The sequence below is a fragment of the Agrobacterium sp. 16-172Ci genome, from assembly GCF_053522725.1.
In genome coordinates, this window is the sequence record NZ_JBNWBW010000002.1 from 106,421 (window position 1) to 120,578 (window position 14,158).

Annotated in this window: 17 protein-coding genes; 16 read left to right on the forward strand and 1 reads right to left on the reverse strand. The window is 59.8% G+C overall.

Annotated features, from left to right (window positions below; genetic code table 11):
• Positions 1–35 precede the first annotated feature (35 nt).
• Together ACQZ40_RS03530 and ACQZ40_RS03535 are read left to right on the forward strand one after the other, a co-directional pair.
• Positions 36–947 carry an HpcH/HpaI aldolase/citrate lyase family protein gene (locus tag ACQZ40_RS03530; RefSeq protein WP_174036609.1) on the forward strand — a complete coding sequence of 304 codons (912 nt, stop codon included), beginning with the start codon at positions 36–38 and terminating at the stop codon, positions 945–947.
• Positions 944–1,150 carry a DUF1737 domain-containing protein gene (locus ACQZ40_RS03535; protein ID WP_003505258.1) on the forward strand — a complete coding sequence of 69 codons (207 nt, stop codon included), beginning with the start codon at positions 944–946 and terminating at the stop codon, positions 1,148–1,150. Before ACQZ40_RS03530 ends, ACQZ40_RS03535 begins: the two co-directional genes overlap by 4 nt.
• A 19-nt stretch (positions 1,151–1,169) precedes the next feature.
• On the opposite strand, the gene ACQZ40_RS03540 is transcribed toward ACQZ40_RS03535, so the two are convergent.
• Entirely contained in the window at positions 1,170–1,610 is a 441-nt protein-coding gene (locus tag ACQZ40_RS03540) for a metallopeptidase family protein (protein ID WP_003520258.1), read from the reverse strand.
• Positions 1,611–1,940: 330 nt separating this feature from the next.
• On the opposite strand from ACQZ40_RS03540, the gene rplU reads away from it, so the two are divergent.
• From rplU to ACQZ40_RS03610, 14 genes are all read left to right on the forward strand, one after another.
• Positions 1,941–2,255: a 50S ribosomal protein L21 gene (gene rplU / locus ACQZ40_RS03545; RefSeq protein WP_003492690.1), complete on the forward strand. Its 315-nt coding sequence runs from the start codon at positions 1,941–1,943 to the stop codon at positions 2,253–2,255.
• Between the two features lie 40 nt (positions 2,256–2,295).
• A complete protein-coding gene (gene rpmA, locus ACQZ40_RS03550; RefSeq protein WP_003492686.1) occupies positions 2,296–2,565 on the forward strand; it encodes a 50S ribosomal protein L27 in 270 nt (89 codons plus the stop codon).
• 131 nt (positions 2,566–2,696) lie between these two features.
• The gene (locus tag ACQZ40_RS03555; RefSeq protein ID WP_003505256.1) at positions 2,697–3,329 is read left to right on the forward strand and encodes a GNAT family N-acetyltransferase; all 633 of its coding nucleotides are present in this window, start codon (positions 2,697–2,699) and stop codon (positions 3,327–3,329) included.
• Complete coding sequence (locus ACQZ40_RS03560) at positions 3,326–3,916, forward strand: GNAT family N-acetyltransferase (RefSeq protein ID WP_448747411.1); 591 nt, start codon at positions 3,326–3,328, stop codon at positions 3,914–3,916. Before ACQZ40_RS03555 ends, ACQZ40_RS03560 begins: the two co-directional genes overlap by 4 nt.
• Before the next feature lie 168 nt (positions 3,917–4,084).
• Positions 4,085–5,155, forward strand: coding sequence for a GTPase ObgE (gene obgE / locus ACQZ40_RS03565; protein ID WP_448747412.1), 1,071 nt, complete (start codon positions 4,085–4,087; stop codon positions 5,153–5,155).
• A complete protein-coding gene (gene proB / locus ACQZ40_RS03570; protein WP_448747413.1) occupies positions 5,152–6,321 on the forward strand; it encodes a glutamate 5-kinase in 1,170 nt (389 codons plus the stop codon). Before obgE ends, proB begins: the two co-directional genes overlap by 4 nt.
• Positions 6,314–7,600, forward strand: a complete 1,287-nt coding sequence (locus tag ACQZ40_RS03575; RefSeq protein ID WP_220317755.1) for a glutamate-5-semialdehyde dehydrogenase — start codon at positions 6,314–6,316, stop codon at positions 7,598–7,600. Before proB ends, ACQZ40_RS03575 begins: the two co-directional genes overlap by 8 nt.
• Positions 7,601–7,642: 42 nt before the next feature.
• Complete coding sequence (locus ACQZ40_RS03580) at positions 7,643–8,227, forward strand: nicotinate-nucleotide adenylyltransferase (protein WP_434782048.1); 585 nt, start codon at positions 7,643–7,645, stop codon at positions 8,225–8,227.
• Positions 8,228–8,340: 113 nt separating this feature from the next.
• Entirely contained in the window at positions 8,341–8,784 is a 444-nt protein-coding gene (gene rsfS / locus ACQZ40_RS03585; protein ID WP_448747496.1) for a ribosome silencing factor, read from the forward strand.
• A 159-nt stretch (positions 8,785–8,943) separates the two neighbouring features.
• A complete protein-coding gene (gene rlmH / locus ACQZ40_RS03590) occupies positions 8,944–9,426 on the forward strand; it encodes a 23S rRNA (pseudouridine(1915)-N(3))-methyltransferase RlmH (RefSeq protein ID WP_448747414.1) in 483 nt (160 codons plus the stop codon).
• A gap of 159 nt (positions 9,427–9,585) precedes the next feature.
• Positions 9,586–10,983 carry a murein hydrolase activator EnvC family protein gene (locus tag ACQZ40_RS03595; protein WP_080857110.1) on the forward strand — a complete coding sequence of 466 codons (1,398 nt, stop codon included), beginning with the start codon at positions 9,586–9,588 and terminating at the stop codon, positions 10,981–10,983.
• The gene (locus tag ACQZ40_RS03600; RefSeq protein ID WP_065656868.1) at positions 10,973–12,301 is read left to right on the forward strand and encodes a S41 family peptidase; all 1,329 of its coding nucleotides are present in this window, start codon (positions 10,973–10,975) and stop codon (positions 12,299–12,301) included. Before ACQZ40_RS03595 ends, ACQZ40_RS03600 begins: the two co-directional genes overlap by 11 nt.
• A 62-nt stretch (positions 12,302–12,363) precedes the next feature.
• The gene (locus ACQZ40_RS03605; protein ID WP_125145365.1) at positions 12,364–13,563 is read left to right on the forward strand and encodes a divergent polysaccharide deacetylase family protein; all 1,200 of its coding nucleotides are present in this window, start codon (positions 12,364–12,366) and stop codon (positions 13,561–13,563) included.
• Between the two features lie 46 nt (positions 13,564–13,609).
• Entirely contained in the window at positions 13,610–14,122 is a 513-nt protein-coding gene (locus ACQZ40_RS03610) for an RNA pyrophosphohydrolase (RefSeq protein ID WP_448747415.1), read from the forward strand.
• Positions 14,123–14,158: the final 36 nt, after the last annotated feature.

Genomic DNA, 14,158 nt, shown 5'->3' on the forward strand with positions numbered 1-14,158 from the left:
TTGCAGATGTCACAAAAGCTTGACACAAGTGCGGCATGGTCAACTTTTCCGAAAATATTCTTGTGAGACCACGTCGTTCGTTGCTCTCCGTGCCGGCCATCAATGTCCGGGCACTGGAAAAAATCCGCTATCTCGATTGTGACGGAGTGATCCTCGATCTGGAGGATTCGGTCGCGCCCGGGATGAAGGACGAGGCGCGGGACAATCTGCAAAAGCTGTTTTCGCAAGCGCCCTTTGCAGCGGGCGAGATCATTATCCGCATCAACCCGCTTTCCACGCCCGACGGTAAGGCGGATTTGCAGCTTGTGCTTTCCTGCCGGCCGGATGCAATTCTTTTGCCGAAGGTGGAGCAGCCGGCCGATATTCACGATGTGGCCGATCTTCTGGCCGAGGCGGATGCGCCTGAGCACCTGAAAATCTGGGCGATGATCGAAACGCCGCTTGGTGTCCTGAATGCCGCCTCGATTGCTGACGCGGCCCATACGCCGGATGCGCGGCTTTCGGCTTTTGTCATCGGGCTCAACGACCTGCGTAAGGCAACGAGGGTGTCGGCCCTTCCCGGACGCACTTATCTCGTGCCCTGGATGATGCAGGTGGTGCTTGCCGCCCGTGCCTATGGTCTGGATGTCATCGACAGCGTCTCGAACGATTTCCGCGATATCGCCGCTTTCGAAGCCGAATGTGAGCAGGGTCGCGCCATGGGGTTCGATGGCAAGATGCTGATCCACCCGGCACAGATCGAGCCGGCCAACCGGTGCTTCGCCCCGGACCGGGCAGCGGTTGCGGAAGCCCGCGAGATCATTGCCGCTTTCGCAAAACCCGAATCTGTGGAATTGAACGTCATCAACATGAACGGCCGCATGATCGAGCGGCTGCATGTGGGGCAGGCCGAAAGGCTGGTCGCCATGGCCGATATCATCGCACAAAGAGAGGCAAATAAGACGTGAAGGTCTATCGTTTCATAACCGGTCCGGACGACGCGAAATTCTGTCACCGGGTCACGGAAGCACTGAACAAGGGTTGGGAGCTCGCGGGTTCGCCAAGCTATGCCTTCAACGCCGCAAGCGGCGTCATGCATTGCGGCCAGGCCGTGACCAAGGTGGTCGAGGGCAAGGAATACCATCCGGATATGAAGCTCGGCGAGCAGTGAGCGGCGGTAGCCGCCCCGATCAGCGATCGGCGGCGGCCTCGTCGGCGCTTTCTTCGATCCGCTCCATGTCGTCATCCGACAGGCCGAAATGATGGCCGATCTCGTGGATGAGGACATGGGTGATGATATCGCCCAGGGTTTCCTCGTTCTCGGCCCAGTAGTCGAGAATGGGACGGCGATAAAGCGTGATGCGGTTCACCATCTCACCCGTTTCCATGGTGAACCGTTCGGAGATGCCGCGTCCTTCGAACAGTCCGAGAAGATCGAAGGGTGTTTCGAGCGCCATGTCTTCGAACACGTCATCGGTCGGAAAATCGGCGATCTCGATGATGAGATCTTTCGTCAGCGCGCGAAATTCTTCCGGCAGGTGGCCATATGCCTCGATCGCAAGCGACTCGAAGGCGGAAAGTGTCGGCGCATGGCGGTCCCGCCAATCGTCGGTCTGGTCTATGCGGGCCATTTCTGCTCCTTGTTGGAAGGCCCATATAAACACTTGCTGGACAAATTTCGAGACCCGACTGCTTCACCCGCCGAAAAAGCATGAAATTCTTGGCGTTACAGTTACTTTTCAAGCCGTCGTCATCTTGACATAAACGGGCGTCTCGCGTAATCGGCACCCAAATTGATGGCGTAGTGCGCCTTCTGTTTATTCCGCCCTTCAAAAGGCGGCTTCACCGGCAGACATTCAAAAGGGCGTTCAGTCCTGACGGATTTCCGCTACTCCGACTGATAAAAAGACGGCCAGCTTGCATTTGCGGGCAGAGCCGGAACGAACATGAAAGGATAAAAAATGTTCGCAGTCATCAAGACCGGCGGTAAGCAGTACCGCGTAGCGGCCGACGCCGTGCTGACCATCGAAAAGCTGGAAGCAGAGGCAGGCGCAACTGTAGAATTCACCGAAGTTCTCGTTGTTGGCGAAGGCGCCGACGCCAAGTTCGGTGCTCCCTTCGTCAAGGGCGCCATCGTCAAGGCTGAAGTTGTCGAGCACAATCGCGGCAAGAAGGTCATCGCCTTCAAGAAGCGTCGTCGTCAGAACTCCAAGCGTTCGCGCGGCCATCGTCAGCATCACACTGTCGTCCGCATCACGGACATCGTTGCTGCCTGATCGGCGCGACACGGGAAACAAGGTTTAAAGGAGAACTCCAATGGCACACAAAAAAGCTGGCGGTTCCTCGCGTAACGGTCGCGATTCCGAATCCAAGCGCCTTGGCGTAAAGAAGTTCGGCGGCGAAGCTGTCATTCCAGGCAACATTATTCTGCGTCAGCGCGGCACGCAGTGGCATCCGGGCGCCAATGTTGGCATCGGCAAGGACCACACGATTTTCGCACTGACCGCAGGTAACGTGAACTTCCGTACGAAGGCCAACGGCCGCGTATTCGTATCCGTGGCCCCGAAAGCGGAAGCCGCAGAATAAGCCGGTAAGCGTCATATGCAGCCGGTGTCCCATCGACCCGGCTGAGACGTATCAGGTTCAGTCAAGAAAACAGGGGAGATGGGGCACCACCCAACTCCCCTTTTTCTTTAACCCCAAGGAGGGACTGAACCATGCAAGCTGAATTGTTGAGGGTTGACCAATCACGGTCACCCGAGGAACGGCCGAGGCCCGATCGGTCGAGGAGCGATTGCCCCGTTTTACTGTCGCAGAGGCTGGTTTTGCGCAAGCCTCACGAAGAAGACATCGACGCCCTTGCCCATCTTGCCAACAATGCCAATATCGCGACCATGGTGTCGCGTATGCCGCACCCTTACACGGCCAAAGACGCCGCGGATTTTGTGCGACGCTCCAAAGCTGGCGAGATTGGCAAGTGCGTCTATGCGATTACCCGCATGGACAATGGCGAGTTTCTGGGCTGCTGCGCGCTCGAACCCCAGGAAGACGAAAAGACGCTGGAGATCGGTTACTGGCTGGGGGAACCCTACTGGAACCGGGGTTACATGACGGAAGCCGCGCATGCGCTGATCGACATGGCCTTCCGCACGCGTGAAATCGACCAGATCGATGCCCGTTGCCGGGTCACCAACATCGCGTCGCGCCGCGTCATCCAGAAATGCGGTTTCCAGTTCCAGGGCTCCGGTATGGTCGGTTCGCTGGCGCTTGGCGGCATGGTGCCGGTTGAATGGTACAGGCTGGACCGCAAGACCTGGGTTTCGCTGAAGAGTTGGGGGGATATGGGATGAGCACGATAGAGCTTACCCGTCGCCGCGCCGCCACTGCCGTGGCGCCGCCCGGCCCCTGCCCTGTCATCGAGACAAAGCGTCTGGTGCTGCGGCCGCAGCGGCTTTCCGATGCCGGCAGCATTGCGGAATCGCTTGGCGATTTCGCCGTGACCAGAATGCTGGCCCGCGTTCCCGCGCCCTACCACAAGCAGGATGCGCTGGAATGGCTGGTCTTGCGCACCTCCGGCACCCTGCCCGACTGGGATTTCGCCATTACCAGCGGTGACGACACCCTGATTGGCGTCGTCTCGGTGGAATTGCGGCACGGCGAGTGGCATCTCGGCTATTGGCTCAACCGCTTCTACTGGGGCAAGGGTTACATGACCGAGGCGGTGGCCGCCGTGGTCGAGCGGTTCTTCCGCCGTATGCCCGGAATGACCCTTCACTCCGGCGTATTTGCGGATAATCCCGCTTCGCTGCGCGTGCAGGAAAAACTCGGCTTCCGGGTGACCGGTTGCCACCAAATCTATGCCACGGCGCGCGCCGCCATGGTGGCGCATATCGATACGATGATCACGGCTGAGGATTTCATTCCGCCGCATCGCTAGCAACCCAAACAAGGCCGGTTTGTCCCAAACCGGCCTTGTCTCACGCATGGGCTTCCCGCACGATAGTCTTTGACCTTGCGGAGAAGCGCTTGTATTCGAAACGACGATATTTTTGTTCGACGCAATGGCAAGATTGTTGCGTCCGCAAACCGACAGAACGGCAGTCCGATGAAATTTCTCGATGAAGCAAAAGTCTATATCAAGTCCGGTGACGGTGGCGCGGGCGCCGTTTCCTTCCGGCGCGAAAAATTCATCGAATTCGGCGGTCCTGACGGTGGCGATGGCGGACGCGGCGGCGATGTCTGGGTTGAGGTGGTCAACGGCCTCAACACGCTGATCGATTTCCGTTTCCAGCAGCATTTCAAGGCCTCGATCGGACAGCACGGCATGGGCAAGACCCGCACCGGCGCCAAGGGCTCGGATGTGGTGCTGAAGGTGCCCGTCGGTACACAGATCTTCGAGGAAGACAATGACACGCTGATCGTTGACCTTACCAAGGAAGGCCAGCGTTTTCGCCTTGCCGCCGGCGGCAACGGCGGCTTCGGCAATGCCTATTTCAAGTCGTCGACCAATCAGGCGCCGACGCACGCCAATCCCGGCCTTGCAGGCGAGGAAAAAACTGTCTGGCTGCGGCTGAAGCTGATCGCTGATGCGGGTCTCGTTGGCCTTCCGAATGCGGGTAAGTCCACTTTCCTTGCGACAGTTACCCGCGCGCGACCGAAGATTGCCAACTATCCTTTCACCACGCTGCATCCGAACCTAGGCGTCGCGACAATCGATGGCCGTGAATTCGTGCTGGCCGATATTCCCGGCCTCATCGAAGGCGCGCATGAGGGTGTGGGCATCGGTGACCGTTTCCTCGGCCATGTGGAGCGTACCCGTGTGCTTCTGCATCTCGTTTCCGCGCAGGAAGAAAAGGTCGGCAAGGCCTATAAGACCGTTAAGGCCGAGCTGGACGCCTATGGCGGCGGGCTGACCGACAAGCCGGAAATCGTGGCGCTGTCGCAGATCGACGTGCTTGATGAAAAAGAGCTGAAAAAGAAAGCCAAGGAACTGGAGAAGGCCTGCGGCCGTCCCCCGCTACTTCTCTCCGCTGCCGCCCATATCGGCATGACGGAAGCGCTGCGCGCCCTTCGCGATGTCATCGTCTCGGCGAGCAATGGCGGCGAAACCGCCCTGCCCGACCGGTCGATGCCGCATGAGGACAGCGAGGCCGAGGAAGAGGACGACCGCCTATGAGCCTGACGCGCAAGCCGCTGGCGAGCCATCACCGGATCGTCATCAAGATCGGGTCGGCGCTTCTGGTGGACCGGAAGACCGGTCTCAAGAAAGACTGGCTCGACGCCATCTGCGAGGATATCGCCGCGCTGAAGAAAAATGGCGCGGATGTGCAGGTTGTGTCTTCGGGCGCCATCGCGCTTGGCCGCACCGTGCTTGGCCTGCCTTCCGGTGCATTGAAGCTGGAAGAAAGCCAGGCGGCGGCGGCTGTCGGCCAGATCGCGCTGGCGCGGGCATGGTCGGAAAGCCTGTCGCGGCATGAGATCGTCGCCGGCCAGATTCTTCTGACGCTCTCCGATACCGAAGAGCGTCGCCGTTATCTCAATGCGCGCGCCACCATCAACCAGTTGCTGAAGATCGGCGCTATCCCGATCATCAATGAAAACGATACCGTGGCGACCACCGAAATCCGCTATGGCGACAATGACCGTCTGGCGGCGCGTGTGGCGACCATGACGGGCGCCGATCTTCTGGTGCTGCTTTCGGACATTGACGGGCTTTACACGGCTCCGCCGCATCTTGATCCCGACGCGAAATTCCTTGAGACGATTGCCGATATTACCCCCGAAATCGAGGCCATGGCAGGCGGTGCGGCATCCGAGCTTTCACGCGGCGGCATGCGCACCAAGATCGACGCGGGCAAGATCGCGACGGCTGCCGGCTGCGGCATGATCATCGCTTCCGGCAAGACGCTTAATCCTTTGAAGGCTATTGAAAACGGCGCGCGCTCCTCATGGTTTGCGCCTTCGGGCACGCCGGTGACGGCGCGCAAGACCTGGATTGCCGGGCAATTGCAGCCGGCCGGCGAAATCCACGTGGATGCCGGCGCGGAAAAGGCTCTCTATGCCGGCAAAAGTCTGCTTCCAGCAGGCGTGCGGACGGTGAAGGGCAATTTCGGCCGTGGTGACGCAATCGCCATTATCGGTGCGGAAGGCCGTGAAGTCGCTCGTGGTCTTGCGGGTTACGATGCTGAAGAGGCGCGTCTTATCATCGGTCACAAGTCCAACGAGATCGAGGCGATCCTCGGTTATGTCGGGCGGGCGGCCATGATTCATCGTGACGATCTGGTGATGACGGGCGCTGCCGTCAAAGTTAAAAATGCAAAGAAGGATGAGGTCCATGCCTGAACAGGCCGTGAAGCAGAGCCATGATATTGACGCGCTGATGATCACCATCGGCGCTCAGGCGAAAGCTGCTTCGCGACCGTTATCCATCGCCGGCACAGACCAGAAGAACCGCGCGCTGCTTGCCATGGCCTCCGCCATCGAGGCATCCAGGGATGCGATCCTCGCCGCCAACAGGAAAGATCTGGCCGCGGCGGAAAGTGCAGGCCTTGCCGCTTCCTTCGTGGACAGGTTGACCCTCAACGATGCAAGGATCGCCGGTATTGCCGAAGGCATCCGTTCGGTTGCGGCGCTGCCCGATCCGGTCGGCGAAGTCATCGCCGCCTGGGATCGTCCGAATGGGCTGAGAATCGAGCGCGTGCGCACGCCGCTCGGCGTCATCGGTGTGATCTACGAAAGCCGCCCAAACGTGACGGCGGATGCCGGCGCTTTGTGCCTCAAGGCGGGCAATGCCGTTATCCTGCGCGGTGGGTCTGATTCGCAACATTCATCGCGTGCTATCCATGCCTGCCTCGTGGAAGGCCTGAAGATCGCCGGTCTTCCCGAGCATGCCATTCAGCTGGTGCCGGTGACCGACCGCGCGGCTGTCGGCGCGCTTCTCAGCGGCCTGAACGGCACGGTTGATGTCATCGTGCCGCGCGGTGGTAAAAGCCTCGTGGCGCGGGTGCAGTCGGAAGCCCGTGTGCCGGTCTTCGCGCATCTAGAAGGCATTTGTCATGTCTATATCGACAAATCGGCCGATCTCGACATGGCGAAACGTATCGTCGTCAACGCCAAGATGCGTCGCACCGGTATTTGTGGGGCGGCTGAAACGCTGCTGGTGGATGCCGCTGCCGTTTCCACCCATCTTGCGCCGCTTGTTAAGGCCTTGATCGAAGCCGGTTGCGAAGTGCGCGGTTCGCAGGCCGTTCGCGATGTGGTGGCGGGTCTCACGCCGGCAACGGAAGAGGACTGGCGCACCGAATATCTCGATGCGATCATTTCGGTCGCCGTGGTGGAGGGTATTTCAGGCGCGATCGAGCATATCGGCACCTATTCGTCCAACCACACCGAGGCGGTTATCGCCGAGGATCCCGATGTAGTCGCGCGCTTCTTCAACGAACTCGATTCGGCCATTCTCCTGCACAATGCCTCGACGCAGTTCGCGGACGGCGGCGAATTCGGCATGGGTGCTGAAATCGGCATTGCCACGGGCAAGATGCATGCGCGCGGCCCGGTCGGCGTCGAGCAGCTCACCTCGTTCAAATACCGGGTGCATGGCACCGGCCAGACACGGACCTGATATTTGCCGGCTGACAAGCGCCTCGACAGACGTTATCTCACCATGCCGCATGTGGAGCGCGGCATGGTTGTCGGCCTGTTCGGTGGTTCTTTCAATCCGCCACATGCCGGTCACGCGCTTGTTGCAGAGATTGCGCTGCGCAGGCTCGGTCTCGATCAGCTGTGGTGGATCGTTACACCGGGCAACCCGCTGAAAAGCCGCTCAGACCTGTCGTCTCTGGAAGATCGCATCGCCGCCTGCGAAAAGTTGGTCCACGACCCGCGTATCAAGGTGACGGCCTTCGAAAAATCACTGGGGATGAGCTATACGGCCAATACGCTCGCCAAGGTGAAGGCGAAAAATCCGCATGTCCGTTTCATCTGGATCATGGGAGCTGACAATCTGAAAAGCTTCCATCGCTGGCAGAAATGGCGGCGGATCGCCGAGACATTTCCGATTGCCGTGATCGATCGGCCAGGCTCCACGCTCTCTTATCTCTCCTCCACCATGGCGCAGGCCTTCAGCCATGCACGGGTGGATGAGGACGATGCCGGCGTTTTGTGGAAAAAAGCGGCCCCTGCCTGGGTCTTCATTCACGGTCCGCGCTCGACGCTCAGCTCCACGGCGCTGCGCAACGGTCGTAAATGACGCCTTCGATCACAAATGATGTATGTGCCGGGTGTCGATGGGTCCATATCTTGAAAAGTTAATGCTTTGATGCCACCTTTATTGTGTGACGCAGAGAATCGCGTCGCCAGTACCTGTTTTGTCTTTCTTGGAAAGGAAAACCTCTGACAACAGTACACGCCAAGGGAAGAGCATTTGTTGCTATCCCGAAGGGCCAGGACAGTGGCGCCGATGCCGCCGGCCATGCCCTCGAAACCGTCCTCGCGAGCCTCGAGGACTCCAAGGCTGAAGATATCGTCTCTCTCAACATTGCCGGAAAATCGGCGCTTGCGGACTACATGGTCGTGGTCTCCGGGCGGTCGAACAGGCATGTTTCGGCGATTTGCGAGCATCTTCTCAAGGACATGAAGGATGAAGGGTTCGGAAACGCCCGCGTCGAAGGTCTCGAGACCGGAGACTGGGTGCTGATCGATACCGGCGACATCATCGTTCACGTGTTCCGACCGGAAATCCGCGCCTTTTACAACATTGAAAAAATGTGGGCGACGCCGGACATGCCGGAAGAGACGCTGCATTGATGCGGTGAGCCTTTGAGCGAGTGCATCGCTTTTGCCGGAGATCATATCTGACTTCGGAAACGGTGCCTCTGGCCGGAAATCAGACCGGCCGCATAGGAATCCGCAGGCTATGCTGTTAAGAGCGTGACCCTGTTGGGTCACGACGAATGCAGGTTTGCGATGCGGATTTCAATTTTTGCGGTGGGACGGCTGAAATCCGGCCCCGAAAAGGATCTTGCGGCCCGTTATATCGAGCGCCTGGCAAAGACCGGCCCGGCGATCGGGCTGGAGTTTTCACGGGTGATCGAGGTTCCCGAAAGCCGCGCTTCCAATGCGGAGACCCGCAAGCGCGAAGAAGCCGCGATGCTGGAAAAACATTTGGCCGATGGTGCTGCCCTCGTGCTGCTGGACGAGCGCGGAAAGGCGCTGGACAGTCCTGCCTTTGCTTCATTCTTTGGCGATTTACGCGATAGCGGCAAGCGAGACCTCGTGATCGCCATAGGCGGAGCCGATGGGCTCGATCCCGCGCTCTACGACAAGGCGGCGGCCGTTCTCAATCTCGGCAAGCTGACATGGCCGCATCAGATCGTTCGTATCCTGATCGCAGAGCAGCTTTACCGTGCCGTGACGATCCTCTCCGGTCATCCCTATCATCGCGTTTGATCGGGTTTCGATTCGGAGAATTGTCTCAATTTCAACATGAAGCTCCGCGACACCGCTGACAGCGTACGGCTCTGGCCGCGGCCTTTCCATGGCCTCTTGGAAGATCGCGGCAAAATCCCTAATATCGGCGCTTCTGCTTCGGCATCAAAGAAAGTTCACATGGACAACAGGCCTCAACGAAAACGGCACGCTGCCCTTGCGGGCGCAGTTATTGCTGCTTTCGTCATGGGCATCGGTCCGACCTATTCGCGCGACGATGCGGGCGCCGTTCCCGCCGCAGGCGATGATTCGTCGCCGGATGCGCTGCAGACGCTGGAGAAGCGTCGCGACCAGAACCGGCAGGATCTGGAGGAGCTGGTCGACAGCATCGGTCTTTCGGAAGACAAGACAAGGAAGCTTGAGGAAAGCATCGCCTCCCTCAATCAGGACAGCGCCCGCATCCGGGAGGAGCTGATCGCATCGGCTGCCCGGCGCAAGGCGCTGGAAACCAAGATCAGCGACGGTGAGGATCGCCTGGCCAAGCTTTCGGTGCGCGAGGATGGCGTCAAGGCGTCGTTGCGGGAAAGACGCGGTGTGCTGGCGGAGGTTCTGGCGGCGTTGCAGCGCATGGGCCGAAACCCGCCCCCCGCCCTTCTCGTCTCGCCGGAGGATGCGCTGGCGTCCGTGCGAAGCGCCATTCTTCTCGGCGCCGTCGTGCCCGGCATTCGCGGTGAAACCGACAAGCTGGTCGCCGCTCTCAAAGAATTGACCGATCTGAGGCAGGCAATCGCTCGCGAAAAGGACGATCTTACGGGTATGATGACGGCAAGTCTGGAAGAGGAAAAACGCCTCGACCTGCTGATTGCCGAAAACGATCGCAAGAATACCCAGACGGCGGCGGAGCTGGAGGCGGAACGCAAGCGATCCGAAGAGCTTGCGAGCAAGGCGACGAGCCTCGAAGGGCTCGTCAGTTCGCTCGAAGGCGAGATTACCTCGGTGCGGGAGGCTATGGAAAAGGCGCGGGCGGAAGAGCAGCGTCTGGCCCGTCTTTCGGAAGCGGAACGCGAAAAGGAGCGGGCCGCGGCCGAGGCTGGAATGCCCGATAAAAACCGTATTGCGCCCGCATATCCCTTCGCGAGTTTGAAGGGAAAGCTGGAGCTGCCGGTTACCGGCGAGGTGCTGCGGCGCTTCGGCGATGCGGACGGAACGGGCCACTTTTCCAAGGGAATTGTCGTCGCGAGCGGACCGGAAGCCATCGTGACGGCGCCTGCAGACGGCTTCGTGGTGTTTGCCGGAGATTTTCGCAGTTATGGCCGGATGATCATCCTCAATACGGGTGATGGATATCATGTGGTGATGACGGGCATGGACAATGTGAGGACGCGGCAGGGAATGTTCGTGTTCTCCGGAGAGCCCATCGCCTCCATGGGTGCAAAAAGAGTAGCGAGTGCAGCAGCATTGGCGCTGGAAACCGACAGGCCAACGCTCTACATTGAGTTCAGGAAAGATGGTGTACCGGTTGATTCTCAACCGTGGTGGACCGCAAAAAATACCGGAAGGGCGCACAATGATTCGTAAGGTTTCGCTTCTCCTTATCGGTGGGCTTATGGGCGCCACGGCGATGAGCGTGATTTATTCGGCGAGCATGCCGGCACAGGCGGCCGGGCCTTCGACCTATAAGGAACTGTCGATCTTTGGCGATGTGTTCGAGCGCGTGCGCGCACAATATGTGACGCCGCCGGATGACGAGAAGCTGGTGGAAAACGCCATCAACGGCATGCTGAGCTCGCTCGATCCGCATTCGAGTTTCATGAATGCCAAGGATGCCAACGACATGCGCACCCAGACCAAGGGTGAATTCGGCGGTCTCGGCATCGAAGTGACCATGGAGAACGAGCTCGTCAAGGTCATTACGCCGATCGACGATACACCGGCTTCCCGCGCAGGCATTCTCGCCGGCGACTTCATTTCGGAAATCGACGGTACGCCGGTTCGTGGCCTGAAGCTTGAACAGGCGGTTGAAAAGATGCGCGGCGCGGTCAAGACGCCGATCAAGCTGACGATCATCCGTCAGGGCGCCGACAAGCCGCTCGAATTCACCGTCATGCGCGATGTCATTGCCGTGCGGGCCGTCAAGTCCCGTGTCGAAGGTGACAATGTCGGTTATCTGCGCGTCATCTCCTTTACCGAGAAGACCTATGACGATCTCGAAAAGGCGATCAAGAAGATCAAGGCGGATGTGCCAGCCGACAAGCTGAAGGGTTATGTGCTCGACCTGCGCCTCAACCCGGGCGGTCTGCTCGATCAGGCGATCAATGTCTCCGACGCCTTCCTCGAGCGCGGCGAGGTCGTTTCGACCCGTGGCCGTAACCCTGACGAGACCCGCCGCTTCAACGCGACGGCAGGCGATCTGACCGATGGCAAGCCGGTAATCGTGCTCGTCAACGGCGGTTCGGCTTCGGCTTCGGAAATCGTTGCCGGCGCCCTGCAGGATCTGCGCCGTGCGACCGTGGTCGGCACGCGTTCCTTCGGTAAGGGTTCGGTCCAGACGATCATTCCGCTCGGCGAGGCGGGCGCGCTGCGTCTGACCACGGCGCTCTACTACACGCCGTCGGGTAAATCGATCCAGGGTACGGGCATTGAGCCTGACATCAAGGTCGAACAGCCATTGCCGCCCGAGCTGCAGGGCAAGGTGACCACCGAAGGTGAATCCGGTCTTTCCGGCCACATCAAGGGTCAGAGCGAAACCGACGAAGGTTCGGGTTCCTCCGCTTATGTTCCGCCGGAAGCCAAGGACGACATCCAGCTCAACTATGCTCTGGACCTGTTGCGCGGCGCAAAGACGGATCCGTCTTTCCCGCCGAACCCGGAAAAGGCTGTGGTCAACAAGCAGTAAGATAGTGCGCCGGTCAGCCGGCGCATTCCATCTATTGCCCAACCGTTTGGACGGATCGTTCATTGCCTTCGGATCTGCGAAAACCGCTTCTGGGTCGTCAGAAAAAAAGCGCCGGTATCAACCGGCGCTTTTCCGTCATTATGGCTCTGTCGGTGCTTGCGGTTTTCTCAATCGGCGGCCTGTCGGTCTATACGGCGCTTTCGCCCGGCAATTTGCAGAAGACGGCGAACGGGCCGGATGCACAGCCTCAGCTTGCCGAAAAGACGCCTGAAATCGCACCGGCCGATGTAACGACTCCCGGCGACGCCGCCGGTCTCCAGCCGCAAAGCGGCCGCTCGGGCGCCAATATCAATCGCGAGACGATGCCTGACGGCAATGTCGTATCGGTTTACTCTCCCCGCCCGCGCGAGAGTGACGGGCCCGTGCTGATGAGCGGCCAGACCTATGGTCAGGATCCGCGCATGGCGACGCGACCCAATGAGGAACTGCTGGAAGAAACCGCGTTTGGCAAATTGCCGGTTGTCGGTGCGGATGGTTTGCGGCCGATGGAGCAATATGCGCGGCCCTGGTCTGGTGCACGCGGCACCCGGGTGGCGATCGTGGTCGGCGGGCTGGGTCTCAGCCAGACGGGGTCGCAAAAAGCGATCCGGGAGCTGCCGCCGGAGGTGACGCTCGGTTTTGCCGCCAGCGGCAACAGCCTGCAGCGCTGGATGCAGGAAGCGCGCCGACAGGGACATGAAATCCTTCTGCAGATACCGCTTGAGCCTTTCGGTTACCCCGGCACCAATCCCGGCCCGGACACGCTGCTGGCGGGTGATCCCGCCAAGGTCAACATCGACCGGCTGCATCGCTCCATGGCGAAGATCACCAATTACACCGGCATCATGAATTATCTCGGCGGGCGTTTCCTTGCCGAGCAGGCGGCACTGGAGCCGGTAATGCGCGACATCGGCAAGCGTGGCCTGCTATTTCTGGATGATGGTTCTTCGGCGCAGTCGCTGAGCGGCGGCATTGCCAAGGCGATTTCCGCGCCACAGGGTTTTGCCGATATTCTGCTCGACAGTGAAGTCACCGAAGCTGCCATTCTGCGCAAGCTGGACGAACTGGAGCGAATTGCACGGCGTAACGGTCAGGCGATCGGCGTTGCTTCGGCTTTCGATGAAAGCGTTGCCGCGATCTCCAAGTGGTCGCGCGAGGCTGGCGGGCGCGGCATCGAGATTGTCGGTGTTTCTGCGCTTGTTTCCGGGCAGGCAGGGCAGTAAACCTTGCGTGCGGCCATTTCTGGCGCTCAGACAGTGCGGGTTTCCCATGACAATCAAAGCAGAAGATTTGCCTTACCGTCCCTGTGCGGGAATTATGGTGCTGAACGCCGAGGGCCTTGTCTGGGCCGGCAGGCGCATCAAGGAAGGCAATTCCGAATATGACGGCTCACCGCATCTGTGGCAGATGCCGCAGGGCGGCATCGATGACGGTGAACGGCCTCTGACGGCCGCCATTCGCGAACTCTACGAAGAAACAGGCATGAAAACGGTGAGCCTGCTTGCGGAGGCGAGCGACTGGATTCACTATGACCTGCCACCCGAACTGATCGGTATCGGCCTCAGGGGCAAATATCGCGGGCAGGCGCAGCGCTGGTTTGCGTTCCGTTTCGATGGCGACGAAAGCGAGATCCAGATCGATCCGCCGCCGACCGGGCACACGGCCGAATTCGACGCGTGGGACTGGAAGCCGATGGAAAGCCTGCCGGAGCTCATCGTGCCGTTCAAGCGCGCCGTATACGAGCAGGTCGTGGCGGAGTTCCAGCACCTTTCCGGCAAATAAAAAAGGCGGCCAAGGCCGCCTTTTCTGTTTTGTCGC